The sequence below is a fragment of the Pseudoalteromonas sp. BSi20480 genome (assembly GCF_000241365.1).
GTDB lineage: Bacteria > Pseudomonadota > Gammaproteobacteria > Enterobacterales > Alteromonadaceae > Pseudoalteromonas > Pseudoalteromonas marina.
Genome location: NZ_BADX01000166.1, coordinates 119,296 through 145,425 on the forward strand (window position 1 = coordinate 119,296; position 26,130 = coordinate 145,425).

Sequence of the window (26,130 nt, forward strand, 5' to 3'; positions counted from 1 at the left end):
TTTATCCAACATTTGCATCGATACCGTTTTCAGATAACGTCTGCTCTCTTACATCATGTGGAATTGCATCCCACGCTGATTTTATTTCTTTTAATAGGTTCGATACTTCAGTAATTATTTCTGGGTCGTTTTTTATACTCGCATCCAGTAAACGCTCATCCATATATGTATAAAGTGAATAAAGATTTGTTGACACATCACCACCAGCGTCAAAATCTAAACAACCGCGTAATGCATTGATTATTGCTGATGCTTTTGAGATATGCTCACTCTTTGCCTCAAAGTGCTTTTTTTCAATCGCCACTTTCGCTAAAACCATTTTCTCAACTGCACCAGCCATTAGCATTTGAATAATTTCATACCTGTCAGCCCCTGCAACTCGCGTTTTTAAGGCTTCTTTTTGATAATTCTTTACTTTAGCGTTGTACATAATTCACCTGTATATTTTATTGCTAAATCAATTCTTTATGGTTAACTATCTGAACGGGTAAACCCTGGAAGACTTGCCAGTTGTGCACTTAAGTAGGTTTGTGTTGACTGCATTTGCGCAAGCAGTACATCTAACCCTGCATATTGTTCTCGTAGCCTAGCTTCCAAAGACTCCATTCTGAATTGATGATTTTCAACATCATCTTCTAATTCAGAAATTTGTCCATTTAAACTGTCCTCTCGCTGCTTCATTATGCCGTTTGTGTCGACATAATTATTTAGCAGCTCCTCAAACTTTGAGGCTATACCATTTTCACCTGCAAAAGCCTTGCCAATATCATCAAAATTATTATCTAACGCGTCATTTAAGCTTCTGACTAAAGTCGACTTCTCTAAGTAACCTTCTTTATTAACTCCAAGCCCAATATCAAAAATACTCTCAAAGGGGCCCGCATCTGTTAAGCTTGTTGATAAAGCATTCACTAATTGCGAACTAAGAGAGCGAATAGTCGAGTCACTATTTAAAGGTTTACCTATGCGTGACTGAAACCCTAGTTGACCTATAACATTATTATAATTTGTAATTAATTCATCAACTAACGTTGTTGCGCTTTCTCGGTCAAAATCGACTGAAAGTTTGGCAGTCTCATTGTCAACACTTTCACGTTTTGCTGTTATCGTCATATCTTGTACAGCATCTTTAAAGGTGTTTGTGTCGTTTGTTATGGTAATACCATCAACTTTAATAATTGCATCTTTTGCGGTGTTTTCTGCTGCTATTCCAATGCCGCCTGCACCACCAGCATTTGCTACAGTGGATACGTTATCAAGTTCAGCATTGTCGTTTGTAATAACAAGATCATTTCCAGTGCCTGTCACTGTTGAAGTCAAAACAAGCTTCGCTTCACTCCCTGTGTTGATAATATTAGCCGTAACACCAAAATTACTATCAGAGTCATTTATCGCATCGCGTAAATCTGAAAGAGTAGCACCGGCGTCTAAGGTTAAATCGAAAGTCTTATCCGGGCCTGCTGAAAATGATAGTGTACCGCCTGAAGCACTCACAACATCTTCATTAGTAGCAAACAATCCATCCTCAGATAGTGCTCGGCTACCTTGAGCTATTGCAACTACTTCTATTTTAAAATCACCTGGTGTGATATCTGAGGTAGGTGTAACAGAGATCAAGTCTCCGTCATCACTTGTTGGCTGGGTTATATTAGCAACTCGTTTATTGAAGTTATCTGGGTCTGCTAATTTTTCAATTGTATCTTGTAACTGCGATAAAGCAGATTTAACTTCACCTATCGCTGATAACTCGACTTGAAGCGCCTCATCCTTCGCTGCAAAGGCATTCATTTTAGGTACATTTTCAGCATCAACTGACGCCGAAATTATACTTTCCAAATCGAGACCTGAACCAATACCCGCAGATGTAATAAGAGGCATAATATAATCCTAAATAGCTGAAATGGCTAAACTGTTTTATTAAACAGTAAACCTTTATTAGTTAATTTATCGGCAAATTCGTCTAAAGCTTTAGCTATTTCCCTGAACTCTTCGGTAGGAATTTCTCTAATTACTTCATCGTTGCTTTTATCAAGCACTTTAATGATAGGAAGATCTCCACCATCATCAAACTCAAATTTTAAGTTAGTTGATGTTACTGGGATATACTCATTTAGCTTCTCTAGATTGTCTTTTACTTCGACAAATAATTCTTTATCTTCTTTACCTTCTTGCTCTTCTTGATCTTTAAGATTTTGAGCATTCTTCAAATCAACAGCTTCTCTTGCTGTTAAAGCTGTACCCTTTTCAAGCTTTTCTTCTTTTACCGCGTCTTTAGTAATAGATGTATTTACAACACTGAGTCCATCTATCGTTTTTTGTGTAGAATTTAAATCAATCATCTCGGCTACCCTCGAAACATATATTAAGACTATAAGCCACATTTGGACTATTTGCTTAGTCTAAAGTGGCTCATAGTTCAAATCAATTAGCCTAAAAGCGATAACGCTGCTTGTGGACGCTGATTTGCTTGGCTTAAGATTGTTTGGCTAGCCTGTTGTAAGATCTGCATCTTAGTTAAGTTAGCTGTTTCTTGTGCGAAATCCGTATCTTGGATACGTGATTTTGCAGCCGATAAGTTTTCTGAGATATTTGACTGATTTCGGATAGTTGATTGGAAACGGTTTTGAACAGCACCTAACTCCGCACGTTTTTTATCAACTACAGCAATCATTGAGTCCATACCTGCTAAAACAAACTGTGCATTACCCTGTGTTGATACGCTAATTGTTTCGGCTCTGAACTTTGTATCAAAGTCATCTGTAGCGCCAACTGCCGCACCAGAAACATCAGAAACACCAGCAGCTAATGTAGTAAGACCTTTACCAGTTAAGTTACTTGCAACACCTGCAATTCCTGATAATGTGAATCCACCATTTGCAGAAATAGAATTAGGGCCACTTGCCGTAGTACCCACATCTTGCATACTAAAACCTATAGTTTGCACAGCGTCGGCACCAACTTGGAATTTAGCATCATAGCTACCATCTAGTAAATTTTGACCACCAAATGTTGTGTCTTCTGCAACACGGTTAACTTCTGACGATAATGAACGAATTTCTTCTTGAATCGCTAAACGGTCTTCATCTGTATTTGAACCGTTAGATGCTTGTTGAGCCAATGTACGAATACGTTGGAACATTGATGTTACTTCATCAAGCGCACCTTCAGCTGTTTGTGCAAGTGAAATACCATCGTTCGCATTTCGGTTACCTTGATTTAAACCATTCACTTGTGATGATAAACGGTTTGAAATCTGCATACCTGCAGCATCGTCTTTTGCACTGTTGATACGCATACCTGACGATAGACGTTGGAATGAAGTATCCAATGCGTTACTTGATTTGCTTAATTGTCTTTGTGCGTTCAAAGAACTCACATTACTATTTACGTATAAAGCCATGATAGCCTCCGCTTCAAAGTTCGATAGACAATAACGGGATACCCCTACCCTGTTATTATCCGTGATTTAGAGTCCTGGATTTTTAGTCCTCTAAATCATATATCGTCCATTGAAGCGAAAGCTTTAGCTTTATTTGTATTTAATTTCTACTAGCTGTGATCTTATTAACCCTGAAGTAGGCTAAGTGCCGCCTGTGGACGCTGATTAGCTTGCCCTAAAATAGTTTGACTTGCTTGCTGTAAAATCTGATTTTTAGTTAAGTTAGCCGTTTCCATTGCAAAATCAGCGTCTTTGATACGCGATTTAGCAGCAGATAAATTTTCAGAAACATTCGCTTGGTTACGGATTGTTGATTGGAAGCGGTTTTGTACCGCACCTAATTCTGCACGCTTTTTATCAACTACAGCAATCATTGCATCCATACCTGCAAATACTTGCTGTGCATTAGCCTGAGTAGATACACTAATTTCTGCAGCAACCATACTTGTGAAACTAGCAGTTGCAGCTGTAATACTACCGCTACCAATTTCGCTTATTCCAGCCGCAAAAGTAGACATACTTTTTCCTGCGACTGCAGATGCAATCCCTGCAATACCAGACATTGTAAAACCACCATTTGCAGAAATTGTATTAGCACTACCACCTACATCCTGCATGCTAAACCCGATTGTTTGAACTGCATCAGCACCAATTTGAAAGCTTGCTGAATAGGTACCGTCAAGTAGATTTTGACCACCAAAAGTAGTATCCGTAGCAATACGATTTACTTCATCAGATAATTGACGGATTTCTTCTTGGATAGCCAGTCTATCTTCATCTGTATTAGAGCCGTTTGACGCCTGTTGAGCAAGCGTTCGAATACGTTGAAAAGTAGAGGTAATTTCATCCATTGCACCTTCCGCTGTTTGTGCTAAAGAGATACCATCGTTCGCATTTCGGTTACCTTGGTTAAGGCCTAATATTTGCGACTGTAAACGATCTGAAATTTGCAAACCCGCAGCATCATCTGCTGCGCTATTTATACGAAGACCTGACGATAAGCGCTTAAATGACGTATCTAAGTCACCACCGCTTCTCTCAAGCTGCCTTTGCGCATTAATCGCACTTACATTGGTATTTACATATAAAGCCATAATAAACTCTCTTATTATCTGTCAAAGTTAGGTCACTCTCTCATTCAAAGAAAGTGGGAATTTGACAAAGTGACTAGATATGTAGGCGGTATACTCTGCCTAGGGGCAACTATCTGCCACTTTGTAAGTTAAAATAAACTTACAAAGACAAAAGCAAACATTAGGCCAACTTTATATTAAAGACTGAAAACCTGTTGTACTTAGCTCTTATTTAAAATTGGGCAGTTTAAAGGCTGTAATAGTATAATAAAGGAATAAGGCCCGTTTAGGGCCTTATGATTTGATAAGTTTGAGAGTGGGTGACTGACATAAACTAATGGCATAGTTTATGCTAGTACATATGTGTTCTACAAATGTTAGAACAATTTGGATTAAGGCCTCCGCTGGCAAAATCCTATAGCGCCTTTGTTAATACCCCATTAAGCAGAGGCGCTTTCATTTCTTCTTCGCCAATAAATTGACTAATCTAATTGTAAAGCTTTATTAACCTAGTAGGCTAAGTGCAGCCTGTGGACGCTGGTTAGCTTGTCCCAAAATTGTTTGGCTTGCTTGTTGTAAAATCTGCATCTTAGTTAAGTTTGCCGTTTCTGCTGCGAAGTCTGTATCTTTAATACGTGAACGCGCAGCTGATAAGTTTTCAGAAATGTTTGATTGGTTACGAATTGTTGATTGGAAACGGTTCTGAACCGCACCAAGCTCTGCACGTTTTTTATCAACAACAGCAATTAATGAATCCATACCTGCTAAAACAAATTGTGCATTACCTTGAGTAGATACACTGATTGTTTCAGCTCTAAATTTAGTATCAAAGTCATCCGTGCCCGCCACGGCTGCACCAGAAATATCAGAAACACCTGCGGCTAAAGTTGTTAAACCTTTACCCGTTAAGTTACTAGCAACACCTGCAATACCTGATAATGTAAAACCACCGTTTGCAGAAATTGTGTTTGGACCACTAGCCGTAGTGCCTACATCTTTCATGCTGAAGCCGATAGTTTGTACCGCATCAGCACCAACTTGAAAACTTGCTTTGTAAGAACCATCAAGAAGGTTTTGACCGCCGAATGTTGTATCTTCAGCAACACGGTTAACTTCTGATGATAATGAACGAATCTCTTCTTGAATTGCAAGACGATCTTCATCAGTGTTTGAACCATTAGATGCTTGTTGTGCAAGTGTACGAATACGTTGGAACATTGATGTTACTTCATCAAGTGCACCCTCAGCCGTTTGAGCTAGAGAGATACCGTCATTCGCGTTACGATTACCTTGGTTTAGACCATTTACTTGTGATGTAAGACGGTCAGAAATTTGTAGACCAGCCGCATCATCTTTTGCGCTATTGATACGCATACCTGATGATAAACGTTGGAATGATGTATCAAGTGCATTACCTGAGTTGTTTAACTGTCTTTGTGCGTTTAACGCACTAACATTTGTATTTACATATAAAGCCATGATGTCTCTCCTAAAGTAAACTTATCATTTACTCTCAAACTTACTAGATTAAGCAGTGGTTGTAATTTCAACGCTGTGCTTGGTTAATTAAGTTATCGGTCTAGAAAAAAAATCCTTTAGCTTTTTTTAAAAAAATCAAATTTATTTTTTAACTTATTGAATTTATTTAATTAAAATAAAAAAATTTAAAGTCATCGCTAAATAAAAACATCATTATAAATGTTCTTAAAGTGCTTTTATTGGTGAGGTAAGTAATTTATTTAAAAGAAGTATTTATTCAAAGCGAAGAGTTTTACAGAGTAAGGCAAAGTATTGCCTTACTCTGAGTTTAATTATAAGTAATCAAACAACGAAAGGTTTGCTAAACGGCCAAAGGTTGCCTGTGATGCCTGAAGTGCTGTTTCTTGTTTGGTTAACTCAGTTATTGCTTCTGTTATATCTATATCAACCAAGTCAGATCGTGCTGATTTGTTATTAATATCTAAATCTGTATTTGATTGCAGTACTTTTTCTGCTGTATTGATTCGTCCACCCAGTCCAGCTTGGGTTAGAGACACATTATTTTTTGCGTTCGAGATTTGAACAAGCGAGTCAGCAATGACTTGCTCAAATTCTTCTTCAGTTAAAGCAGGGTTAGTCAGGCCCGCTATTAGCTCACTCATAGAGTTAAGCACATTTTCTTTTTTAGGCGCTTCAAGCGTAATATCAATTTGGCCTGTCGCAACTGGCGTAACACTTATCTCCATACCTGCAAACTTAATAACAGAGTCGTTGATGTTACCGGTTGCTAGTATTGTCCCTGCTTGCTCTATTTGATAAGTATTAGGTGATCCCGCCGTAGTGATCACATTTAGTGTATTAGCACCTGCGGCAGCCGATGGATCCGGGTTATAGTTCTGTTTATGGAACGTATCAAATTGACCTTGTTCCGTTACATACACCTTAGAACTTGTAATACCGCCTGATACAACTCCATCGTTAGAAACAACATCTAAACGCGCATCCACTTTTTCAAAGGCATCAAACCCATTATCACTTGATTTAATACCAACCCCTTCAGCTATCTTAATCATATGCTGACCTTGGTCGCCGCCGTAAACATATAAACCGGTGGATGAATCGAGCGAGTAAGTCTGTGTATTATCCTGATAACCAGAAAAAATGTATTTCCCGTCTTCAGTTTTAGAGTTCATTAAATCAAGTACTGTACTTTGAAGCGCCTTAATTTCTTCGGCAAGCCCCTCTCTGTCAGCTGCACTATAAACACCATTTCCTGATTGAATGGTCAAAGTATGCGCTCTCTCTAATGCGCTTTTGATGTTTTCAAGTGCACCTTCTTCTATATTCAAGCGGCTATTAAGCATAGTTATATTTTTACTGTACTGCTCATTACTCTGTATTCTATCGGTATATTGAAGTGCGCGGGAAGCCGCTGCAGGATCATCCGACGCCGTTAACACACGCTTTTGAGTATTAACTTGCTCTTGAGCCTTACTAACATTTTGTTGATTGTTCAAAATTGAATTTAAACTACTTTGGTACATCAAATTGTTTGATAAGCGCATAATTACCTCGCAGCACTTAATATAGTGTCAAAAACAGTACGAGCAGTTGCAAGTACCTGTGCAGAAGCCGCATAAGACTGTTGAAAACGTAATAAATTGGCAGCCTCTTCATCAAGGTTTACGCCAGAAAGCGATTCATACCAGGCTTCAGATTGCTGAGCAAGCGCTTCAAATGCTTCCCCATTCGTTTTTGCTTGGTTAGTTACCACACCTATATCGCTTACCAATCCTGCATAAGCTTGATTAAATGTTTTGTGGTTGTCTGAATTTGCACCGCTAACAACATTTTGACGCACTAATTCACCTTGCTGTAACCCCGCTAACTTTTGACCATTACGGTTATCATCAAAGCCACCTTGGTTAAACTCAAGTGTGAATGTATCGCCAGTTTCAGGGCTGCCTTCAATATCAAAGTCAAAACCATATAGTTCAAAGCCATTACCTGCCTGTTGTAACATGTCTTTTGCTGGCAAAGTTGCTGTAAAAGTACTGGTATTTACACCATCACTTATTGTGTATTCATTTAGATTAGCGGTTTTAACAACACTAATAGGGCCATTTGTAAGACCTGCCGGTGACGTTGTAAAGCTACCAGTAGTAACATCATTTACCTCACCAACCGTAATCGTGGCATTTCCTATGTTGTTAATGTCGTTTGCTGTTCTTATTGGTGCTGCAAGCGCTAAATCTTCACCACGAGTGGTTGCTAAAGACATATTTGCCGCCGACTCAGAGTTAAGCTTTATTTGAAACTGATCACCTGCATTAGCAGCGCCAGCTACATTAATTTCTAAACCAAACGATTCGCCACTCGTGATTGTAGATGAATCAATGACGCCAGCGGTTATATTTGCTGTCGATGCTGTGCCTAGCGGCTCACCTTTATTATCTATTGGCTGAATTTCGACCGTTGAAGCACTGGTATAAGTAATTATAAAGTCACTTGCAGGCAATTCACTGCCCTTACCAGCTTCAAGGGTTGCAGTCATACTTGAACTACCCGTATTAGCGGTATAAGCATAGCCACCAACCGTAGGAATATTAAAAATATTACCCCCGAGCTCTCCGTTAGCGTCCATACCCAGCTTGTTTTGTTCATTAAAAGAATCGGCTATTGCTAAACCCATTTGGCCAATTTGATTTTGAGCAGGGACTAGCACATCGTCTCTAAATGCCAGTAATCCACCAATTTTTCCCTTTAATTTAGATACATCAACTTCAAGCGGCACTGCCTTGCCCCCATTAACATCTAACCTAAGTTCTTTAAAGTTTGGATCAGGATCGCCACGCATAGAAAACAAATTAAACGAGCCATTTTGCATTACAACCGCTTCACCGGTGCCCATAAATACAAGTTTTTCACCATTTGGGCCATCCAGTGTTTCTATATCAATAAGTTCTGATAAATCACGGATTGCCTTATCGCGTTCATTATAAGTAGAACTTGCATCGGCTTGGTTATTGGTGCCGTTAACAGCAGCAATATCTTGATTTAATGTACCAATTTTTTGAATTAAGCCATTTGCCTCTTCTGTAAATACGTCTAGCTGTTCATTTACAATATTTTTCTGATCGAAAACAATGCCTGAGAGTCTGTCCATTTGATTCACTAAGTTTTCAGCATCCGTCATTACCAGCGAGCGGGCAACGGTAGATGAAGGCTGATTTAACGACTCCTGAACATTATTAAACAATGAATTTATACTAGTAGATAAACTATTAGAATCTTCTGAAAACAAACTATCAACGCGGTTTGACTCTGTAACAAATTGATCAAAAAACGTTTTATTAGAGGTGTCTCTGTTGAGTTGCTCTTGGGCAAACTGGTTTAACAAGCGATAGGTTTCTCCTTTTCCTACCTGGTTATCAACCATAGTTGTATGCTCTGTGCGCTCTCGCACATAGCCTTCGGTATTTACATTCGCTATATTTTTACTTGTCGTTTGCAGTAGTTCCGAATTTGCTCTAACCCCAGAACTGGCAATGTTTAATAAGTTAAACGACATTTACTTTACTCCTTGGCGAATAACACTGGCTGCAACATCTTTTAATTGAGCACTGTTAAGCACTTTTTTTATTTTACTAGCGTAATTAGGATCCGTTGCGTAGCCGGCTTTTTGTAATGAATCTAAAAACTCGCTTGGCTTAGCTGTATTTTGTAATGCTTCTTGGTAGCGTGGGTTTTGGGTTAAAAAATCAACAAAGTCGTTTACGCTCTCTTTTATTGAGTCATAAGCTCTAAAGCTTGCTTGTTTTTTAACAGGCGTTCCTTGTTCAAACTCTAGGGTTACTTTACTTGCTTTTTCGCCATCCCAGCTTTTATCTGATTTGATATTGAATAAGTTATTTGAACTGTTACCGTCGCTTTTATTAATAATGTGCTTACCCCAACCTGTTTCAAGTGCGGCTTGTGCAACCATAACAGCAGGGTTTAAGCCAATTTTTTGTGCTGCTGTTTTAGCGTGTTCCCATACTGTAGTTACAAACTCTTCAGTACTTTTGAATGGCGCTGAAGGAGCTTCAGGCACTTTAGAATCGGTTTTATCGTTTTGAACATTAACAGAAGCTTTTTCTTCATTTTGGGTATGAGGAAGCGAAGAGCCCGCACGCATATCACTTAAAAAGTCATTGGTGGTTCTCAAAACAGAACCCGGCATAAAAGTTTTGCCGTCTGGCGATAACTGCTGAACAATTAAATCAGCAAGGCCTAAAGACCCATTTGATGAAAGCTCAGTAGATAACTGTTGATCATGCATGTCTTCAAAAAACTTAACGCTACTTGAGTTAAGTGGGCTTTCTTTATCTTCAAACGCTTCGTTAGCTTTACGCATACTTTTAAGTAGCATTTGGGTAAAAATAGCTTCAAATTGCGCAGCTGCTTTTTTAAGAGCGGCTTTAGATGCATCGGTTGATGCATCACCACCGCTTAAGGCTTCTTTACGAAGTGAATCTAAATTGCCTAAATCAAAAAAGTTTTGTTTGTCTAGATGATTAGTTTCCATCAGCTTTTTGACACAATAATGAATAATACAAATTAAAATGCAAAAATTAAGCCAGATTGAAAATGTGAATGATGGAGTGAAAGGGAAGCTTTAGCAAAGGCTTTGCTAAAGCTTAATAAATATTAAATAACAACAAGTTGACCGTTTATTGCTCCGGCTTCTTTAAGGGCCTCTAAAATAGCCATTAAATCGCCAGGCGCTGCGCCTACCTCGTTTATAGCACGAACTAAATCGTCTAAACTAACACCCGGGTTAAACACAAATGCACGCGAATCGTCTTCATTTACATCTATAATTGATTGCTGCGTTACAACGGTTTCGCCCTCAGCTAATGCATTAGGTTGAGCCACATTTTGTTGCTCTGAAATGGTGACGGTTAACCCGCCATGTGTTATTGCTGCAGGCTGTAACTTGACATTTTTACCAATCACAATGGTGCCCGTACGCGAGTTAACGATAATTTTTGCAGACATATCTGCAGGTTTAAATTCAAGATTTTCAAGCGTTGATAAATAAGACACACGTTGAGAAGCATCTCTAGGGGCAATCACACGAACAGACACAGAATCAATTGCTTTTGCACTGTTAGGCCCGACTAAATCGTTAATTGTTTTTTCAAGGCGCTTTGCCGTTGTAAAATCAGGGCGGTTTAAGTTAAACGTAATAAAATCGCCTTGCATAAACGGACTTTTAACTTCACGCTCTACTGTTGCGCCATTTGGAATACGGCCAACTGTTGGGGTATTAATAACAACACGGCTGCCGTCAGCGCCTTGGGCACCTAAGCCCCCCACTATTAAACTACCCTGAGCTACGGCATATACATTGCCATCAGCCCCTTTTAAAAACGTTTGTAATAACGTACCACCGCGCAAGCTACCCGCACTACCAATAGATGAAACGGTTATATCAATTGTTTGTCCTGGCTTTCTAAATGCGGGTAATTCAGCATGTACAGCAACGGCAGCAACGTTTTTAATTTTAGGGCTTAAATTTGCAGGTAGCGAAATACCAAAATTGCTTAACATGCCTTTAAAACTTTGCTGAGTGAAGCGGCTCTGCTCACCCGTGCCGGGTAAACCCACTACTAAGCCATAACCTACCAACTGGTTCGATCTAACCCCTTCGACCATAGAAATATCTTTAATACGCTCAGCATGTGCCGAAAATTGGCAACCTATTAGCGTGATTAAACAAATTAACTTTAATACATTCATAATGAATGCCCTCTAAAAAGGAAAAATCGAGCTGCTGAAAAAGCGTGTTAACCAACCTGCACTTTGCGCTTCTTGTGTTTGCCCTTTACCAGAGTACTGAATACGCGCATTGGCTATTCGGTTTGACTCAACTGTATTATCAGAACTCACATCTTGCGGGCGTACTAAACCTTCCAAACGAATAAATTCTTCACCAGTGTTTAACGTTAACCACTTTTCACCGCGAATCACTAAGTTACCGTTAGGTAAAACACGCATAACATTGACCGAAATATTGCCAAATAAGCTGTTTGATTGATTTGATCTAGAATCCCCCGTAAAAGAGGCGTCACTACCAATGCCAAACTGGATACTATCGCCGCCTATATTGACCGGAAGGCCTCCGAGCCCTATGACAGGGTCTAGGCTTGCATCAGATTGCTTATCGGTTTCGGTTTTAGCTGCTTTAGTAGCTTGAGTAGACTCTTGTAAATTTACAGTAATAATGTCGCCAGTACGCAGTGCTTTTCTATCTGCGTATAAGTCGTTTGACACATTAGTATTAAATAACGAACCTGTTGCAACTACGGGTTCCATACTTGGTTCAGGATACATTGGCGCATAATAGGGGTCATCTTGAACAATATCACTATTTTGTGTTGAAACACAGCCACTTAAAAATAATGTACCTACCGCAAATAACATATAATGACGCATAATTCCCCCTACACCTTATAATTGCTGATTGATGTAACTCATCATCTCGTCAACAGCCGAGATGACTTTAGAGTTCATTTCGTAAATACGCTGCGTTTCAATTAGGTTAACCAGCTCTTCAGTTACATTTACGTTTGATGTTTCAAGTGAGCCCTGAATAATTGTGCCTAAGCCTTCTACACCCGGGTTACCTTGCACAGGCGCGCCACTTACTGCCGTTTCGGTATAAAGATTTTGCCCTACAGGCTCAAGGCCCGATGGATTAATAAAATCGCTAATTGTAAGCTGGCCAATCACAACATTATCAGCTTGACCTGAAATACGAACAGATACCTCACCATCTTGTGAAATAGTAATTGATTGCGCATCATCGGGAACATTCATTTCTGGTTGCACCACATAACCAGAACCAGACGTGACAATTCGACCATCGCCATCGGTAGTAAACTGCCCATTACGCGAATAAGCAATATTGCCATCGGGTTGTAATACTTCAAAAAAACCAGGCCCTGAGATCATCCAATCCAATGAATTCTCAGTGGTTAGCATATTACCCTGAGAAAAGTTTTTTTGGTTAGCCACTACTTTTGCACCAGCACCTAACATTAAACCAGACGGCATTTCAGTGTCTTGCGACGATCGCCCACCTGGCTGGTTAATATTTTGATAAAGTAAATCTTCAAAAATAGCGCGGCTTTTTTATAACCTACCGTACTGGCATTCGCTAAATTGTTTGATATAACCGAAATATCGGTTTGCTGAGCGTCTAGCCCCGTTTTACTGATCCACAATGCTGGATTCATAATCGTGTCCTCATTTAAAGTTAAACTATGCGCATCAGCTGATCTTGTGATCTATCCAGATCTTCAGCTGTTTTCATCAGTTTTACTTGTAACTCAAATTGACGTTGATGGCTGATCATATCGACCATTTCGTGAACTGGGTTCACATTAGACATTTCTAAGGTTCCGCTTAATACTTTGACATTGGCAGAGGTATCAACAACCTCTCCTGCCTTAGGCCTAAATAAACCATCATTCCCTTTTTCTAGTTGAAAGCTATTAGCTTCAACCACCTTCAAGCGGTCAACTTCTTCTAAAAATGTAGCAGGCGCCCCCTGCGGGCGAACTTGAATTGCACCGTCTTCACTAAATTCAATTTTTTCAATCGGTACTGGTAAAATGACAGGCCCGCCTTCGCCAATTACTTGACGACCATGGCTGGTCATTAACATACCTTCAGCGGTAATATTTAATGTACCCACCTTGGTGTAAGCTTCATTGCCTGAGGCATCTTGGACGCTTAACCATGCGTTATCACTCATTGCAATGTCGAGGTCTCTACCTGTTTCAACTATGCCACCAGAGGTCATATTAGAACCTGGGCGCTCTTGCATAGAAAACACACGTGATGGCAACCCTTCACCAAAAGCCTGCATAGAGCGAGCTTGTGCAAAGTCTGACTTAAATCCAGTAGTATTCGCATTCGCCAAATTATTGGCTTTAAGGGCCAGCCCCTGTAGGCTTTGTTTAGCGCCTGAGGCCGCAATGTAGACCATTTTGTCCATAGCATCGACTCATATTAAAAATCTCTATACACAAGAAATGCAAAATAGATGCCACAATAGGAAATGATGTAAAATGGTTATAAAACAAACTAAATGAAGTGAAAATAAAAAGGGCCACTTTAAAAAGCAGCCCTTAAAATTATGTTAAGTATTAAATTAACGAATCTGTAAGATTGCCTGTTGCAGTGTTGAGTTAACCTCAAGCGCACGAGAGTTAGCCTGGAAGTTACGCTGAGCACTTATTAGGTCAACCAGCTCATTAGTTAAATTCACATTTGATTGCTCTAGTGCTGATGAATTTATTGAACCTAAAGTACCTGAACCAGGTTCACCCGCAATTGGCTCACCTGACGTTAAGCTTTTTTTCCAAGCAGTATCACCAACTTGTTGAAGGCCTTGCGAGTTTGAAAAACGCACCATAGCAACTTGACCAAGAAATGTTGAGTCGCCATTACTGTATGATGCAACAACCTTGCCGTCTGTACCAATATCTATGCCAGCCAAACGACCTACCGTAGCACCATCTTGGTCTAACGCTTTAACTTCAAATCGGCTTGCGTATTGAGTAGGCACTTTATTTGTAGTGCCCGCTTCATCACGCCAGTTAATATCAATATCATCTGGAAAGCTTGCGCCATTAGTTAAAACATCAGATAAACCAGCCGCCGCACCCGCACCACCAGGTACAGTAAGCGGGTTAAAGGTTGTACCTGTATTAGCAACACCATCAGTGCTACTTGGTAAGCCACTTGAGTCAAATTGAAAGGTTGATAGTGGTGTAAATGGTGCTGCCGTTTCTTCTAGACCTGCAGGGCTGAATGACTTGCCATCTAATGTAGCGTAAGTTTCCCATTCGTTATCATTACCCGTTACTGCAGAATCAGTTTTAACAAAGAAAAACTGTAATACATGGGGTTCACCCAGAGAGTCATAAACCGTTGTTGATGTAGAGCTGTTATATGAAGCACTCGTTTCTGGGTCAAAAGCAATCGAAGGCGCATCTGCACGAGAGTCTAAGTTAAATGAGCTGTAAACATTAGTCGTTGCACGTGGTGAACCCGATGAATCTGGGATCTGCAATGCAGACGATGTGCTCAAACTTACAGACGTTGTATCACCTGTTGCTTCATCAACAGGGAAACCTTGTAAGTAATTACCCTTTGCATCAACTACAAAGTTATCTTTATCTAATTTAAAAGCGCCTGCTCGCGTATAAGTAAAGTCTTGCGCGCCCAAGTCTTGGCTCATTGCAAAATAACCCTCGCCTGTAATCGCTAGATCAAGTGAGTTATTAGTAAATTGCAGCGAACCTTGGTGAAATTGCTGAGCAACCATAGTGGTTTGAACACCGTCACCATTTTTAGTTCTACCTGAACTAAACACTGAAGAAGCATATACATCTGCAAACTCAGCGCGAGACTCTTTAAAGCCGGTTGTATTAACGTTCGCAATATTATTTGCGGTAACGTCTAAATCTTTTTGTGCGGCAGCTATGCCTGTTAATGCAATATTGAAGCTCATAATTGACCTCTAACCTATTAAATACAGCCTGCAAACAGGCGAAATATTATCAAACTCTATTACGCGATCTCTGCGACATCAGTCAGCCTAACCGCACCTTCTTTAGTGTTAATAATGATGCCATTGGCACCGTTTATATTTACACTTTCAATATTCTTGAACGTAGCAATGGGTAAGCTTGAAAACTCACCATTTGTACTGCCTTCAGCTACAATATTGTATTCACCCTCAGGCAACCGCTCACCGGCTTCGTTTTTACCATCCCAAGCAAAGCGTATTGCACCAGCAGACTGTGAACCTAAATCAATACTGCGAACTAATTGACCTGACTCATCAGTAATACGAAGCGTTAAGCTATCTACTGGGCTTTCTGCAACGACGGAACCTTTCGCTTCACCCGTTGCATTTAAATCTAAGGAATCCGACTCAAGTAATGCTTGCTTACCAACCAATGTTGATGCCTGCAAAGCAGAGTTAGATGTCATCGAAGCTGCAAGCGACTCAAAGTTACTATTAAGATTTGAGATACCTTCAGCCATTGTGAAATTGGTCATTTGTGCAATCATTTGATCGTTATCAGCAGGTTTACTCGGATCCTGAAACGATAACTGCTGAGTTAACAACGAGAAGAAATCTTCTTGAGTTAACGCATCGCTTTGCTCTTCGGTTGTCGTTGGTGTTGTATCCTGCCAACGCAAAGAATCTAAATAGGATGAAGATGTACTAATATCGTTACTCATAACCTACCCTCGGTTAACGCTGACCTAGCAGCAGAGTTTTACTTAACATTTGCTTAGCTGCATCAGCAACTTGCACGTTTGTTTCATAAGAGCGAGAGGCAGAAATCATGTTCGCCATCTCCTCTACAACATTAACGTTGGGTTTGTAGATATAACCATTTTCATCCGCACTCGGGTGATTAGGGTTGTATTCAATCTGCAGTGGTGCACTGCTTTCAACAATGCCCAGCACTTTAACACCAACAGAAGAGCCCTGATTATTACTTACCGACTCAGAAGCTTTGGTAAGCTCTGCAGCAAATACAGGTTGTCGCGCTCGGTACGTTTTGTCTTGAGAAGAGCTAATTGTATTAGCATTCGAAATATTACTCGCAGTGGTATTTAAACGAACATTCTGTGCGCTCATACCAGAACCAGCAATATCAAAAACGTTATATAAACTCATAATTATTATCCTTGACTACCGAGAGCTTTATTCAGGCCTTTAAATGTGCCGCTTAAAAATTGTAAGCTAGCCTGATACTCCATAGCATTCTGTGTATACAAGTTCCGTTCCACCTGTACATCCACTGAGTTACCATCACCTGTATCTGTTTGATTTGGCGTACGAAATAATTCATCACCACCCACACTACGGGTACCACCACCAATGTGTTTTTCATTAGTAGTTACCATTGTATTGCCGCTTTGCTGGTGTGATTTTGCCGCTTTTAATGCTGAGGCAAAGTTAATATCTTTTGCTTTGTAGCCCGGCGTATCAGCATTAGCAATATTACTTGCTAGCACTTCTGCTCGTTGTGAACGGATCAACATAGTATGCTGATGCACACCTAAAGCTTTATCAAAACTGATAGCCATAACCATCTCCAAAAAATTGACTTAACTTGAATAAAGCAATAAATAAGCCATTTATAATTGAGTAATTATATTTTTTGTAATCGAATGATTTAAAATGAAAAACGACACATGATGTGTCGTTTTGAAGGAAAGAAAAAAGGTTTATTTCTTTTGGTAAATAATGCCAGGGTTGCATCTAACCATATCAAATTCGTCACTCAACCCGGCCATTGACTCCGAAGCCCCTAAAAATAAATAACCTTTAGGATTAAGCGCTTGTGCAAATTGTTTAATAATTTTTGCTTTTACCTCTGGAGAGAAGTAAATAAGTACATTGCGGCAAAAAATAATATCGAATTTACCCATTAATGCATACGAATCTAGTAAATTTAAATGCCTAAAGCTCACTTGTCTTTTCAAAGTGTCGTTAACTTTTGCCATACCATTGCCGCTGTCTGTAAAAAACTTTTTTCGACGTTCTGCAGACAACCCGCGCGCCAAAGCTAACGCGTCATACTCGCCATTTTTACACATGTCTAGCATAGTGTTAGAAATATCAGTACCAATGATCTGAGCACCCATTTTTAAAACGTTAGGCTGCTTAGATTGAAACTCAGCAACCGACATAGCAATAGAATAAGGCTCTTGACCAGACGAACTAGCTGCAGACCAAATTTTTACAGGCCGCCTCAAATCTTTAAACTCAGGAAACAATCTGTTCTGAAGTAGCTCAAAGGGGTATTGGTCTCTGAACCACAAGGTCTCGTTTGTAGTCATCGCATCAACAACAGCCGCGCGCAATTGCCTCTCATGCGGCCCGAGTGTTTTGCTAACAAGTTCAGATAACGACCCTACATCAAAACGAGCCATAAGGGGCGCAAGTCTACTTTTTACCAAGTATTGCTTGTTTTCACCAAGAACAATACCGCATTGCTGTTCTAAAAACGAACGGAACTGATCGTATTCATTTTGCTGCAAGTCTTTATTATTCAAATTAGTAGCACCTGTTTTGATTATTCACAATGAACCCACTTTTTAACCGCCGTGGCTAATTCATCAGGGTTAAATTTGGCAATAAAATCGTCAGCCCCAACCTTTTCAATCATTGCTTGGTTAAATACACCACTCAGTGATGTATGCAAAATGACATGCAAAGGGGCAAGTTTAGGATCTGCTTTTATTTCTGCAGTTAGTGTATAGCCATCCATTTCAGGCATTTCAACATCAGATATAAGCAAAGCAACACGTTCTGTAATATCTGTTTGACAATCAAGCTTGGCAATTTCTTTTAATCTTACGAGTGCTTCTTTGCCATTTTTAGCCAACTCAGTTTGTACACCCAGCGGCTCAAGTGCTCGTTTTACCTGATTTCGCGCAACCGCACTGTCATCAGCTATAAATACAATTCGTTCACCTAAATCTTTTTGAATGTCACCACTTTCAGCAACTTCAGAACTTACTTCTGTGTTAACAGGGCAAATTTCATTTAATATTTTTTCAACATCTAAAATTTCTACTAGCTCGTTTTCTATTTCAGTAACGGCGGTTAAATATGAATAACGTCCGGCACCAGAAGGTGGTGGCATTATTTTTTCCCAGTTCATATTAACTATACGTTCAACACCACCGACCAAAAAACCTTGCACTGAGCGATTATATTCAGCAATTATGATAAAGCTGTCTTTGATGTTATCGATTGGACGTCCACCTACCGCCATAGATAAATCTATGACAGAAATAGTTTGTCCACGAATATGAGCTACACCACGAATATAAGAATTCGATTTTGGCATACTAGTAAGCGGAGGACATTGAAGGACTTCTCTTACCTTAAATACATTGATCCCAAAACGCTGGCGCCCTCTGAGTTTAAATAATAGTAATTCTAGGCGGTTCTGGCCAACCAACTGAGTACGCTGGTTTACTGAGTCTAAAATGCCTGCCATTAAAATCTCCTTTAGAAAACAAATAATACGGAACGATAATTGCTTCCTACATATACAAAGCTACACAACATCGTGGGAGCGTCTTAATTTTGACGCAAAATATTTATACCCTGTTTGAAACCATAAGCATAGTCGAAACATTATGAGTTTGTTAAAAAAAATACAAAAGATACAGTGTTTTTTATTTTGTTACTAGCCTAGGAATGGCATTCCCTGTATCTGCACAAGTATTTAGCAAAGCATCACTACAAGAAATGGCTGTAAAATACATTGCTGAGCAAATTGGCGAACACGATAGTGAGCAAATACATCTCAGTGCATTGCCATTAGACAGCCGTATACCTGATCGTGCTTGTTCAACAACACCTGATATTATTTCATCAAGTGAACCACCGTTTAACAGACAAATTACAATACAAATAAAATGCGACGATGCACAAAGCTGGGCACAATACGTACATATAAAGGTGCTAAAAATGGCGCCAGTTGTTGTAACAACTGATAATATTGCGCGCGGTGAAGTAATAACCAGCGCTCACCTAACCGTTGAAATGAAACCGACACACTTTGTAAGAGTGCAATATCAAGACGATCCTAAAGCACTTATTGGCAGTCGAAGTAAACGCAACATTCGCGAAGGTATGCCAATATTGCTCAATCAAATATGTATGGTATGCAAAGGTGATGCTATTAATATTTATGCAAGCACAAAAGGCTTACAGATAAAAACGACCGGTGTTGCGCTTGAAGATGGCACTCTGGGCGAACAAATACTTGTAGAGAACAAAAAAACAGGTAAAGTTTTAAATGCGCGTGTAGATGGTGTAGAGTCTGTACAAGTAAATATTTAATTAAAAATAATATTAAAGTTTACTAAAGATATGCCGATATACTGGTATTAGTTGGGTAAATTATGGATTTTTATTATGGTTAATCAAGTCAATTCAGGTAATCAACAACCAAGCGCTTTAGCTAATGCTAAACAACAAAAGGTTGATTTGCAAAGAGATAATGCAAATACACAAGCAGCTCAATCGGCTACGCCTAAAGCTGCTAGCGATTCTGTAAGCTTAACACCACAAGCACAGCAATTAAAAACACTGCAAGAAAAAGCACAGCAATCTTCTGGTTTTGACAGTAATAAAGTTGCTGAGCTAAAAAAAGCAATCACTGAAGGCAAGTACCAAATAGACAGTGAAAAGCTTGCCAAAAATTTAGCTGACTTCGAGTTTGATGTCTATGGCTGATCATAATAGCTTAATTATTGTTAAGCTAAACGAGCAAGATAAGTGTTTAGATTCTCTCTCTGTTTTATTAAACGACGAGCTAACAGCTATTGCCTCAAGAAGAGGTGAAGGTTTAAAAGAAATTACCCAACAAAAAATGACTTTTTTAACCAAGCTAAATAGCCTAGATCAAGAGCTGAACAAGTTACTTGCTAAAAATGACGAACAGTCTGAAGAGCTTCCCGAGCTCATAGCCCAAGTTCGCAGTAAGTTAGAGAAATGCCAAAAACAAAACGAAGTAAACGCGCATGCAGCACATCAGGCGCAGCTTAGTGTAAAACAACTAAAAAACATTTTAATTGGTGCCCCATCGTCCACCACATATAATCAGTCTGGCGGTGAAGTTAACACCAACGGTCAGCTTGTCAGAAATTTAAAAGCATAAACTCAAAACGCTTCAGCCAAATTATCTACTTTAATAATATTTAAACCTGCTAGTTACCGGTATCTCAAACTTGAAAACCCAAAAATTGAGCCAAGCTGCGTCTAACCTTTTTGACTGAGGTTTTTTTACTCTGGTGAGACTGTTTAGTTGGCGCATTGTAATATTTAAACTGCTGTATACTTAAAATTCTAACTTGCCTAAATACTAAACGTACAGCTGTAAAATTTATTTCGAACGTCAATTTATCAGTAATACGTTACTTTTTTTACTTCACGTGGTTTTATTTCGCCAATATATAAATCATGCACGCGCTTCATATTGAGTTCAAGCTCAGTGACGTATGTGTCGTCTACTGCATACGTTTTTATAATTTGTGCACCTTTAATAACGCCCTGCACTTTGCTTTCTAGATAATCATCCTTAGCGACTGCGTTTTCAACGCTCATACCCGCAGTTACCTTTTGCCCATATACTTGCTCTGTAAGCTCTCTGTATGCTTCAAGTTTAGAGGCTTTAATAGCCATAAGCTGCTTTTGTGATGCGCTTGCCCCTTTTTGTAAACTAATAGGTGCATAACCTACCGCTTTTAATACCGGGTAATTATTAGGCTCAACATATTTGTACTCAACATGCTTATCAAACACGCTGCTGCACCCACTCAAGGTTAAACACCCAAGTGTAATAACTAATGAAATTGCTCGCATAATTTTGTGCCCTAGTAAATTAATTACGGTGGTATATGCATGTTTAATGCCATTTATAACGTTATTTTTATTGATTAATAACATTGGTACAGTCCTTGCTGCCTCAAGATAAAGCTAACGTTTATTTGGAGCAAAAAGTATGAAATCGTTTTTATTAAAGGCATTTGCAGGATTAAGCGCAACTGCGTTATTTACGTTTTCGACTTTTTCAAATGCGCAGTGGTATGAATCTACAGGGCACGCACTTATTCAAAACGACGACATAAGCGCGGCCAAATCTGCAGCTATAAAAGATGCCATAACTCAAGCGTTGGTTTTTTCTGGGGCGCGTGTCAGCTCAGTACAAACCTTGGTAGACGGCGTATTAATGCAAGATCAGTTAAAAATTAGTAGCCACGGCGAAATTCAAAAAATTGAACTTGTAAGTGAAAATAAATACGACGATAAATTTGCGATTACCCTGCGTTTAGATATATTTGCGCAAACAGAGCAATGCCCGCAAAGCAGCTTTAACAAGTTTGTTGCCGTAACACAAAGTCAGCTAGCTCATCGAGAGCAAGCTAGAATGGGTCAAATATTTGACGTAAACAAAGCAATCAGTAAACGAATATTCACTACCTTACAAAAATCAAAAATGAGCGCGCTACCCGTTGCTTATTACAATATACCTTTAAATGTAGATAGTTACTTTTCGCAGCAGTACGACTACTCAAAAGTTCAGTTAGAAGAAATATCATCTCGCACCAACGCTCAGTACGTATTACTGAGCCAAATTACAGACCTATCAACAAGTGATAAACTCAATAGTGATTATGCTTTTTGGCAAGACGATAGCTACCAACGCAACTACAAAATAGAGTTTAGCCTTTTTAATGGCACAACCTATGAGCAGCTTTGGAGCAATAGTTATCAGGGCCAAGGCACTTGGCCATTCGAAAAAACCGCCATCATTGATGTAAACAGTGATAGATTTTGGCAATCACCCTACGGTCAAAGTATACAAGATATAAATCAAACCTTAAGTTATGACTTACAAGCTGTATTAGCCTGCTTTCCAACGCAAGGTAAAATAATGCATATGGAAAACAGCAAAATAGTAATTAATTTAGGTAAAGCACATGGCCTAAAGAAAGGGCAAATGCTGAGTATTGCACACCATAACTACCTAACTGATGCAGCTGGTAATGTAATGCCTCACACCACTACAACACTCAACAAAATACGTGTAGAGCAGTTATATCAACAAACTGCAGTTGCAGTAAGCATTGACGACCAGCCCTTACCCGGCGTACAAATCAACGATGTAGTTGAAGTAATAAGCCAAGATCTTTAAAGCGCTTTAGCAAGCTGTGTTTTTAAATTAGGGTGAGCCGACAACCACTCACCCAACTGCTCAACCCCTGCCAAATGCGGATAATGCTTTCTGCATGCAAACACCACATTACGCTGCTGATTGGGGAATATAGGCATATAATCAATACCCGTGCGCTGTGTGCAAGCTAACTTTGGCACAAAAGTAACGCCATCATCCATTGCCACCAGCGCAAGTAACGTTTCTAAACTATTGCCTTTATATTGATTAGACACATCAACCCCTGCTGAAAAACAAAACTTTTGGGCTTGATCTTTAAAGCAATGGCCATCACTTAACATTAATAGACTGCAACCCTGAAGATCGCTAAGCGCGACTTTTTTATGCTTAGCCAGCGCGTTATCTTTTGAAACAGCGACTAAAAAGTCTTCTTTATAAAGTGGAATAGTGTGGTAATGGCTAAGCTCAGCTACATCGGCCAAAATTGCAAAATCAAGCTCACCATTGTTAAGCGCATCTAATATGGTGGCTGTTTGCATTTCAATAAACGCAAATTGGCTATCTACAAATGCTTCTTTCATTGAGGTTAACAAAGTTGGCAATAAATACGGCGCAATAGTTGGAATAATACCAATTGTTATCTTACCTTGTAATGGTTCATTAGAGGTAGAAGCCAGCTCTTTGAGTATTTGAGTTTGCTCTAAAATAACCTCTATTTGCGCTAATAAACGTACACCTTTAGCAGTTAGGGTTACTTGTTTGGTTGAGCGGTCAAATAAAGTAACACCTAATGTTTGTTCAAGTTTTTTAACCTGCCCACTCAGTGTAGGTTGGCTAACAAAGCACGCATCGGCTGCTTTACGAAAATGTTTATGTTGTGCTATGGCTTTAACGTATTCAAAGTCTTTTAAGTTCATGTTCAGCTCCACCCTGATAGCTTTTGACTATCAGTTTAATACAAACAAACGATTAGAACTATATTTAAATTTTCGCCATAATGGCTTTAACAAATCAAGAGGAACTAAACCATGTTAAAAAATATTGAAGGTCAAACAATCCCAAACGTTACATTTGCAACACGTCAAAACGACGAATGGAAATCGGTAACAACAGACGAGATTTTTAAAGGCAGAACCGTTGCTGTGTTTTCACTACCGGGTGCATTCACCCCAACATGTTCATCTACTCACCTTCCTCGCTACAACGAGCTAGCTGGTGTGTTTAAGCAAAATGGCGTAGATGAAATTGTATGTTTGTCAGTTAACGATACATTTGTAATGAATGCATGGGCTGAACACCAAGAAGCGCAAAACATTACTTTACTACCAGACGGCAATGGCGAGTTTACAGACGGCATGGGCATGTTAGTAGACAAAAACGATTTAGGCTTTGGTAAGCGCAGCTGGAGGTACTCTATGCTTGTAAAAGATGGCGTAATTGAAAAAATGTTCATCGAACCAGACCTACCAGGCGACCCGTTTGAAGTGTCTGATGCCGACACCATGCTTGATTACATCAACCCTAAACAAGCTAAACCTGAGCCAGTAAGCGTTTTCACTAAGCCCGGTTGTCCATTCTGTAAAAAAGCAAAAGAACTACTTACAGAAAAAGGTTTTGCCTATGAGGAAATTGTTATGGGTGCAGGTGCATCATTAACAAGCCTAAAAGCAATCTCTGGCCGCGACACCGTTCCACAAGTATTTATTGGTGGTAATCACATTGGTGGTTCAGACGACCTAGAAAAATACTTTGCCTAATAAGTAAATTTAAATGGGGGCCAAGTGCCCCTATTTATTAAAGGAAAATACAATGAAACAATTGCAAACCGACGTAGTAGTTATAGGCGCAGGTACAGCAGGCTTAAGTGCATACCGAAACGCTAAACAGTTTACCCCTAACGTACTTATGATCGAATCAGGTCCTTATGGTACAACCTGCGCACGCGTAGGGTGTATGCCAAGCAAATTATTAATAGCTGCTGCAGAAGCTGCGCACGCTATAGAAATGGCACCTGCATTTGGTGTGCATAGCTCAATGCCGGTAATAGACGGCAAAGCAGTTATGGCACGCGTTAAAAGTGAACGCGATCGTTTTGCTGGTTTTGTAGTAGAAGCCGTTGATGAACTACCAGACGAAGACAAAATTAAAGGTTACGCTAAATTTTTAGATGCAAACCGTGTACAAATAGATGACCACACCATTATTACAGCCAAGCGGTTTGTCATAGCTACAGGCTCTCGCCCTTCTTACCCTGGCGTATTTAATAATTTTGGTGACAAATTAATCATTAACGACGACGTATTTGAGTGGGACGACCTACCAGAATCTGTTGCCGTATTTGGCCCGGGCGTAATTGGCCTTGAAATAGGTCAAGCACTTAGCCGTTTAGGTGTTAATGTAAAATTATTTGGTGTAGGTGGTGCAATTGGTCCACTCACCGACCCCGTAGTAAAAGACTATGCAAATACAGTTTTTGCAAAAGAGTTTTTTGTTGATACCGACTCAAACGTATCAGACATGATGCAAATAGGCGACAAAGCGCAGCTTACTTACACCGACAAACAAGGTGAAAAACACACCGAACAGTTTGACTATGTACTAGCCGCAACAGGCCGAGTTCCTAATGTAGACAAGCTAGGCCTCGAAAACACAGGTATAGAACTTGACGAACGCGGCGTACCGCATGCCGATCCGCACACAATGCAATGTGGCGAATCAAACATATTTATAGCCGGCGATGCAAGCAACATGATCCCGCTACTTCATGAAGCGTCTGATCAGGGAACCATCGCAGGGCAAAATGCAGGGCGCTTCCCAGATGTACGCATTGGCCTACGCAGGGCCAAAATTGCCGCTGTATTCAGCGACCCACAAATTGCCATGGTAGGTGAAAGCTTTACCCAAATAACAGACCGTTTAGGCTCATGTGGCTGTTTTGAAGTGGGCGAAGTCAGCTTTGAAAACCAAGGCAGAAGCCGCGTAATGCTTAAAAATAAGGGCCATATGCGCGTATACGCAGAGCAAGGCACCGGCTTATTTTTAGGCGCCGAATTTATTGGCCCACAAGCCGAGCACATAGCGCATCTGCTTGCATGGGCAGTACAAAATAAAATGACCGTACCACAAATGCTTAATATGCCGTATTACCACCCGGTTATTGAAGAAGGCTTACGCACCGCACTGCGCGATTTAAACGCCAAGCTTAAGTTTGGCCCAGATATCATTAACCACTGTATGGAATGTGGCCCAGGCGCATAACTTACAAAAATAACACTTGCTATACAAAAAGCCAAAACGTCTTGTTTGGTCTTTTTTATTTATATTAATTTTTAAGCACTGGTATCTACAAAAAATAGTTTAG

The 26,130-nt window shown here is 39.7% G+C and carries 26 protein-coding genes and 1 pseudogene; 6 read left to right on the top strand and 21 right to left on the bottom strand.

From position 1 onward, the window contains the following. Position 1 precedes the first annotated feature (1 nt). From fliS to P20480_RS01610, 19 genes and pseudogenes are all read right to left on the bottom strand, one after another. Positions 2-430 (bottom strand): flagellar export chaperone FliS, encoded by a 429-nt coding sequence (fliS, locus tag P20480_RS01695; protein ID WP_006792714.1) that lies wholly within the window; start codon positions 428-430, stop codon positions 2-4. Positions 431-471: 41 nt separating this feature from the next. Continuing rightward, positions 472-1,878: a flagellar filament capping protein FliD gene (gene fliD, locus P20480_RS01690; protein ID WP_008132663.1), complete on the bottom strand. Its 1,407-nt coding sequence runs from the start codon at positions 1,876-1,878 to the stop codon at positions 472-474. A gap of 26 nt (positions 1,879-1,904) precedes the next feature. Continuing rightward, complete coding sequence (locus P20480_RS01685) at positions 1,905-2,339, bottom strand: flagellar protein FlaG (RefSeq protein WP_006792712.1); 435 nt, start codon at positions 2,337-2,339, stop codon at positions 1,905-1,907. 86 nt (positions 2,340-2,425) lie between these two features. Continuing rightward, complete coding sequence (locus P20480_RS01680) at positions 2,426-3,400, bottom strand: flagellin N-terminal helical domain-containing protein (RefSeq protein ID WP_006792711.1); 975 nt, start codon at positions 3,398-3,400, stop codon at positions 2,426-2,428. A gap of 164 nt (positions 3,401-3,564) precedes the next feature. After that, on the bottom strand, positions 3,565-4,533 hold the full coding sequence (locus P20480_RS01675) for a flagellin N-terminal helical domain-containing protein (protein ID WP_006792710.1): 969 nt from the start codon (positions 4,531-4,533) through the stop codon (positions 3,565-3,567). Positions 4,534-5,016: 483 nt separating this feature from the next. Further along, positions 5,017-5,991 (bottom strand): flagellin N-terminal helical domain-containing protein, encoded by a 975-nt coding sequence (locus tag P20480_RS01670; protein WP_006792709.1) that lies wholly within the window; start codon positions 5,989-5,991, stop codon positions 5,017-5,019. 332 nt (positions 5,992-6,323) lie between these two features. Next, complete coding sequence (flgL, locus tag P20480_RS01665; RefSeq protein ID WP_008132664.1) at positions 6,324-7,556, bottom strand: flagellar hook-associated protein FlgL; 1,233 nt, start codon at positions 7,554-7,556, stop codon at positions 6,324-6,326. Positions 7,557-7,558: 2 nt separating this feature from the next. Next, positions 7,559-9,562 carry a flagellar hook-associated protein FlgK gene (gene flgK, locus P20480_RS01660; protein WP_008132665.1) on the bottom strand — a complete coding sequence of 668 codons (2,004 nt, stop codon included), beginning with the start codon at positions 9,560-9,562 and terminating at the stop codon, positions 7,559-7,561. After that, positions 9,563-10,558: a flagellar assembly peptidoglycan hydrolase FlgJ gene (flgJ, locus tag P20480_RS01655; RefSeq protein WP_008132666.1), complete on the bottom strand. Its 996-nt coding sequence runs from the start codon at positions 10,556-10,558 to the stop codon at positions 9,563-9,565. Positions 10,559-10,680: 122 nt separating this feature from the next. Continuing rightward, positions 10,681-11,775, bottom strand: coding sequence for a flagellar basal body P-ring protein FlgI (locus tag P20480_RS01650; RefSeq protein WP_006792705.1), 1,095 nt, complete (start codon positions 11,773-11,775; stop codon positions 10,681-10,683). 12 nt (positions 11,776-11,787) lie between these two features. Continuing rightward, the gene (gene flgH / locus P20480_RS01645) at positions 11,788-12,471 is read right to left on the bottom strand and encodes a flagellar basal body L-ring protein FlgH (RefSeq protein ID WP_008132667.1); all 684 of its coding nucleotides are present in this window, start codon (positions 12,469-12,471) and stop codon (positions 11,788-11,790) included. Between the two features lie 15 nt (positions 12,472-12,486). Beyond that, a pseudogene (gene flgG / locus P20480_RS18800) lies at positions 12,487-13,274 on the bottom strand (flagellar basal-body rod protein FlgG). Positions 13,275-13,294: 20 nt separating this feature from the next. Continuing rightward, entirely contained in the window at positions 13,295-14,038 is a 744-nt protein-coding gene (locus P20480_RS01640) for a flagellar basal body rod protein FlgF (RefSeq protein WP_006792702.1), read from the bottom strand. A 156-nt stretch (positions 14,039-14,194) separates the two neighbouring features. Continuing rightward, entirely contained in the window at positions 14,195-15,559 is a 1,365-nt protein-coding gene (gene flgE / locus P20480_RS01635; protein ID WP_006792701.1) for a flagellar hook protein FlgE, read from the bottom strand. Positions 15,560-15,618: 59 nt separating this feature from the next. Next, positions 15,619-16,299, bottom strand: coding sequence for a flagellar hook assembly protein FlgD (locus tag P20480_RS01630; RefSeq protein WP_006792700.1), 681 nt, complete (start codon positions 16,297-16,299; stop codon positions 15,619-15,621). Between the two features lie 13 nt (positions 16,300-16,312). Next, on the bottom strand, positions 16,313-16,744 hold the full coding sequence (gene flgC, locus P20480_RS01625; RefSeq protein ID WP_006792699.1) for a flagellar basal body rod protein FlgC: 432 nt from the start codon (positions 16,742-16,744) through the stop codon (positions 16,313-16,315). A gap of 5 nt (positions 16,745-16,749) precedes the next feature. Continuing rightward, positions 16,750-17,157 (bottom strand): flagellar basal body rod protein FlgB, encoded by a 408-nt coding sequence (gene flgB, locus P20480_RS01620; RefSeq protein WP_008132681.1) that lies wholly within the window; start codon positions 17,155-17,157, stop codon positions 16,750-16,752. Between the two features lie 141 nt (positions 17,158-17,298). Then, positions 17,299-18,129 carry a CheR family methyltransferase gene (locus tag P20480_RS01615; RefSeq protein ID WP_006792697.1) on the bottom strand — a complete coding sequence of 277 codons (831 nt, stop codon included), beginning with the start codon at positions 18,127-18,129 and terminating at the stop codon, positions 17,299-17,301. A 20-nt stretch (positions 18,130-18,149) separates the two neighbouring features. After that, the gene (locus P20480_RS01610; protein WP_006792696.1) at positions 18,150-19,082 is read right to left on the bottom strand and encodes a chemotaxis protein CheV; all 933 of its coding nucleotides are present in this window, start codon (positions 19,080-19,082) and stop codon (positions 18,150-18,152) included. A gap of 203 nt (positions 19,083-19,285) precedes the next feature. Between P20480_RS01610 and flgA the strand changes: the two genes are divergently transcribed. From flgA to flgN, 3 genes are all read left to right on the top strand, one after another. Further along, positions 19,286-19,933: a flagellar basal body P-ring formation chaperone FlgA gene (flgA, locus tag P20480_RS01605; RefSeq protein WP_008132684.1), complete on the top strand. Its 648-nt coding sequence runs from the start codon at positions 19,286-19,288 to the stop codon at positions 19,931-19,933. A gap of 75 nt (positions 19,934-20,008) precedes the next feature. Beyond that, positions 20,009-20,329 carry a flagellar biosynthesis anti-sigma factor FlgM gene (gene flgM, locus P20480_RS01600; RefSeq protein ID WP_006792694.1) on the top strand — a complete coding sequence of 107 codons (321 nt, stop codon included), beginning with the start codon at positions 20,009-20,011 and terminating at the stop codon, positions 20,327-20,329. Continuing rightward, positions 20,322-20,753 (top strand): flagellar protein FlgN, encoded by a 432-nt coding sequence (flgN, locus tag P20480_RS01595; protein ID WP_010555884.1) that lies wholly within the window; start codon positions 20,322-20,324, stop codon positions 20,751-20,753. The genes flgM and flgN overlap by 8 nt, the downstream gene beginning before the upstream one ends. Positions 20,754-20,998: 245 nt before the next feature. Here the strand turns inward: flgN and P20480_RS01590 are convergent, their stop codons facing one another. Further along, a complete protein-coding gene (locus P20480_RS01590; RefSeq protein ID WP_033019180.1) occupies positions 20,999-21,457 on the bottom strand; it encodes an LPP20 family lipoprotein in 459 nt (152 codons plus the stop codon). A gap of 139 nt (positions 21,458-21,596) precedes the next feature. On the opposite strand from P20480_RS01590, the gene P20480_RS01585 reads away from it, so the two are divergent. Continuing rightward, positions 21,597-22,790 carry a flagellar assembly protein FlgT gene (locus P20480_RS01585; protein ID WP_008132688.1) on the top strand — a complete coding sequence of 398 codons (1,194 nt, stop codon included), beginning with the start codon at positions 21,597-21,599 and terminating at the stop codon, positions 22,788-22,790. On the opposite strand, the gene P20480_RS01580 is transcribed toward P20480_RS01585, so the two are convergent. Continuing rightward, positions 22,787-23,686 carry a LysR substrate-binding domain-containing protein gene (locus P20480_RS01580; protein ID WP_008132690.1) on the bottom strand — a complete coding sequence of 300 codons (900 nt, stop codon included), beginning with the start codon at positions 23,684-23,686 and terminating at the stop codon, positions 22,787-22,789. The genes P20480_RS01585 and P20480_RS01580 overlap by 4 nt on opposite strands. A 111-nt stretch (positions 23,687-23,797) precedes the next feature. Between P20480_RS01580 and P20480_RS01575 the strand changes: the two genes are divergently transcribed. Then, the gene (locus P20480_RS01575; protein ID WP_006792689.1) at positions 23,798-24,526 is read left to right on the top strand and encodes a glutathione peroxidase; all 729 of its coding nucleotides are present in this window, start codon (positions 23,798-23,800) and stop codon (positions 24,524-24,526) included. A gap of 52 nt (positions 24,527-24,578) precedes the next feature. Further along, positions 24,579-26,027, top strand: coding sequence for a dihydrolipoyl dehydrogenase (locus P20480_RS01570; protein ID WP_008132692.1), 1,449 nt, complete (start codon positions 24,579-24,581; stop codon positions 26,025-26,027). The last annotated feature ends 103 nt before the right edge of the window (positions 26,028-26,130 follow it).

Coding starts and splice junctions, on each gene's coding strand:
- P20480_RS01670 (WP_006792709.1), bottom strand. CDS start 5,991: ATGGCTTTATATGTAAATACAAATGTTAGTGCGTTAAACGCACAAAGA.
- flgJ (WP_008132666.1), bottom strand. CDS start 10,558: ATGGAAACTAATCATCTAGACAAACAAAACTTTTTTGATTTAGGCAAT.
- P20480_RS01580 (WP_008132690.1), bottom strand. CDS start 23,686: ATGAACTTAAAAGACTTTGAATACGTTAAAGCCATAGCACAACATAAA.
- flgM (WP_006792694.1), top strand. CDS start 20,009: ATGGTTAATCAAGTCAATTCAGGTAATCAACAACCAAGCGCTTTAGCT.
- flgE (WP_006792701.1), bottom strand. CDS start 15,559: ATGAGCTTCAATATTGCATTAACAGGCATAGCTGCCGCACAAAAAGAT.
- flgK (WP_008132665.1), bottom strand. CDS start 9,562: ATGTCGTTTAACTTATTAAACATTGCCAGTTCTGGGGTTAGAGCAAAT.
- P20480_RS01680 (WP_006792711.1), bottom strand. CDS start 3,400: ATGGCTTTATACGTAAATAGTAATGTGAGTTCTTTGAACGCACAAAGA.
- flgC (WP_006792699.1), bottom strand. CDS start 16,744: ATGAGTTTATATAACGTTTTTGATATTGCTGGTTCTGGTATGAGCGCA.
- flgH (WP_008132667.1), bottom strand. CDS start 12,471: ATGCGTCATTATATGTTATTTGCGGTAGGTACATTATTTTTAAGTGGC.
- P20480_RS01640 (WP_006792702.1), bottom strand. CDS start 14,038: ATGGACAAAATGGTCTACATTGCGGCCTCAGGCGCTAAACAAAGCCTA.
- flgB (WP_008132681.1), bottom strand. CDS start 17,157: ATGGCTATCAGTTTTGATAAAGCTTTAGGTGTGCATCAGCATACTATG.
- P20480_RS01675 (WP_006792710.1), bottom strand. CDS start 4,533: ATGGCTTTATATGTAAATACCAATGTAAGTGCGATTAATGCGCAAAGG.
- flgA (WP_008132684.1), top strand. CDS start 19,286: ATGGCATTCCCTGTATCTGCACAAGTATTTAGCAAAGCATCACTACAA.
- fliD (WP_008132663.1), bottom strand. CDS start 1,878: ATGCCTCTTATTACATCTGCGGGTATTGGTTCAGGTCTCGATTTGGAA.
- flgN (WP_010555884.1), top strand. CDS start 20,322: ATGGCTGATCATAATAGCTTAATTATTGTTAAGCTAAACGAGCAAGAT.
- fliS (WP_006792714.1), bottom strand. CDS start 430: ATGTACAACGCTAAAGTAAAGAATTATCAAAAAGAAGCCTTAAAAACG.
- P20480_RS01650 (WP_006792705.1), bottom strand. CDS start 11,775: ATGAATGTATTAAAGTTAATTTGTTTAATCACGCTAATAGGTTGCCAA.
- P20480_RS01610 (WP_006792696.1), bottom strand. CDS start 19,082: ATGGCAGGCATTTTAGACTCAGTAAACCAGCGTACTCAGTTGGTTGGC.
- P20480_RS01685 (WP_006792712.1), bottom strand. CDS start 2,339: ATGATTGATTTAAATTCTACACAAAAAACGATAGATGGACTCAGTGTT.
- P20480_RS01570 (WP_008132692.1), top strand. CDS start 24,579: ATGAAACAATTGCAAACCGACGTAGTAGTTATAGGCGCAGGTACAGCA.
- flgL (WP_008132664.1), bottom strand. CDS start 7,556: ATGCGCTTATCAAACAATTTGATGTACCAAAGTAGTTTAAATTCAATT.
- P20480_RS01575 (WP_006792689.1), top strand. CDS start 23,798: ATGTTAAAAAATATTGAAGGTCAAACAATCCCAAACGTTACATTTGCA.
- P20480_RS01590 (WP_033019180.1), bottom strand. CDS start 21,457: ATGCGAGCAATTTCATTAGTTATTACACTTGGGTGTTTAACCTTGAGT.
- P20480_RS01630 (WP_006792700.1), bottom strand. CDS start 16,299: ATGAGTAACGATATTAGTACATCTTCATCCTATTTAGATTCTTTGCGT.
- P20480_RS01585 (WP_008132688.1), top strand. CDS start 21,597: ATGAAATCGTTTTTATTAAAGGCATTTGCAGGATTAAGCGCAACTGCG.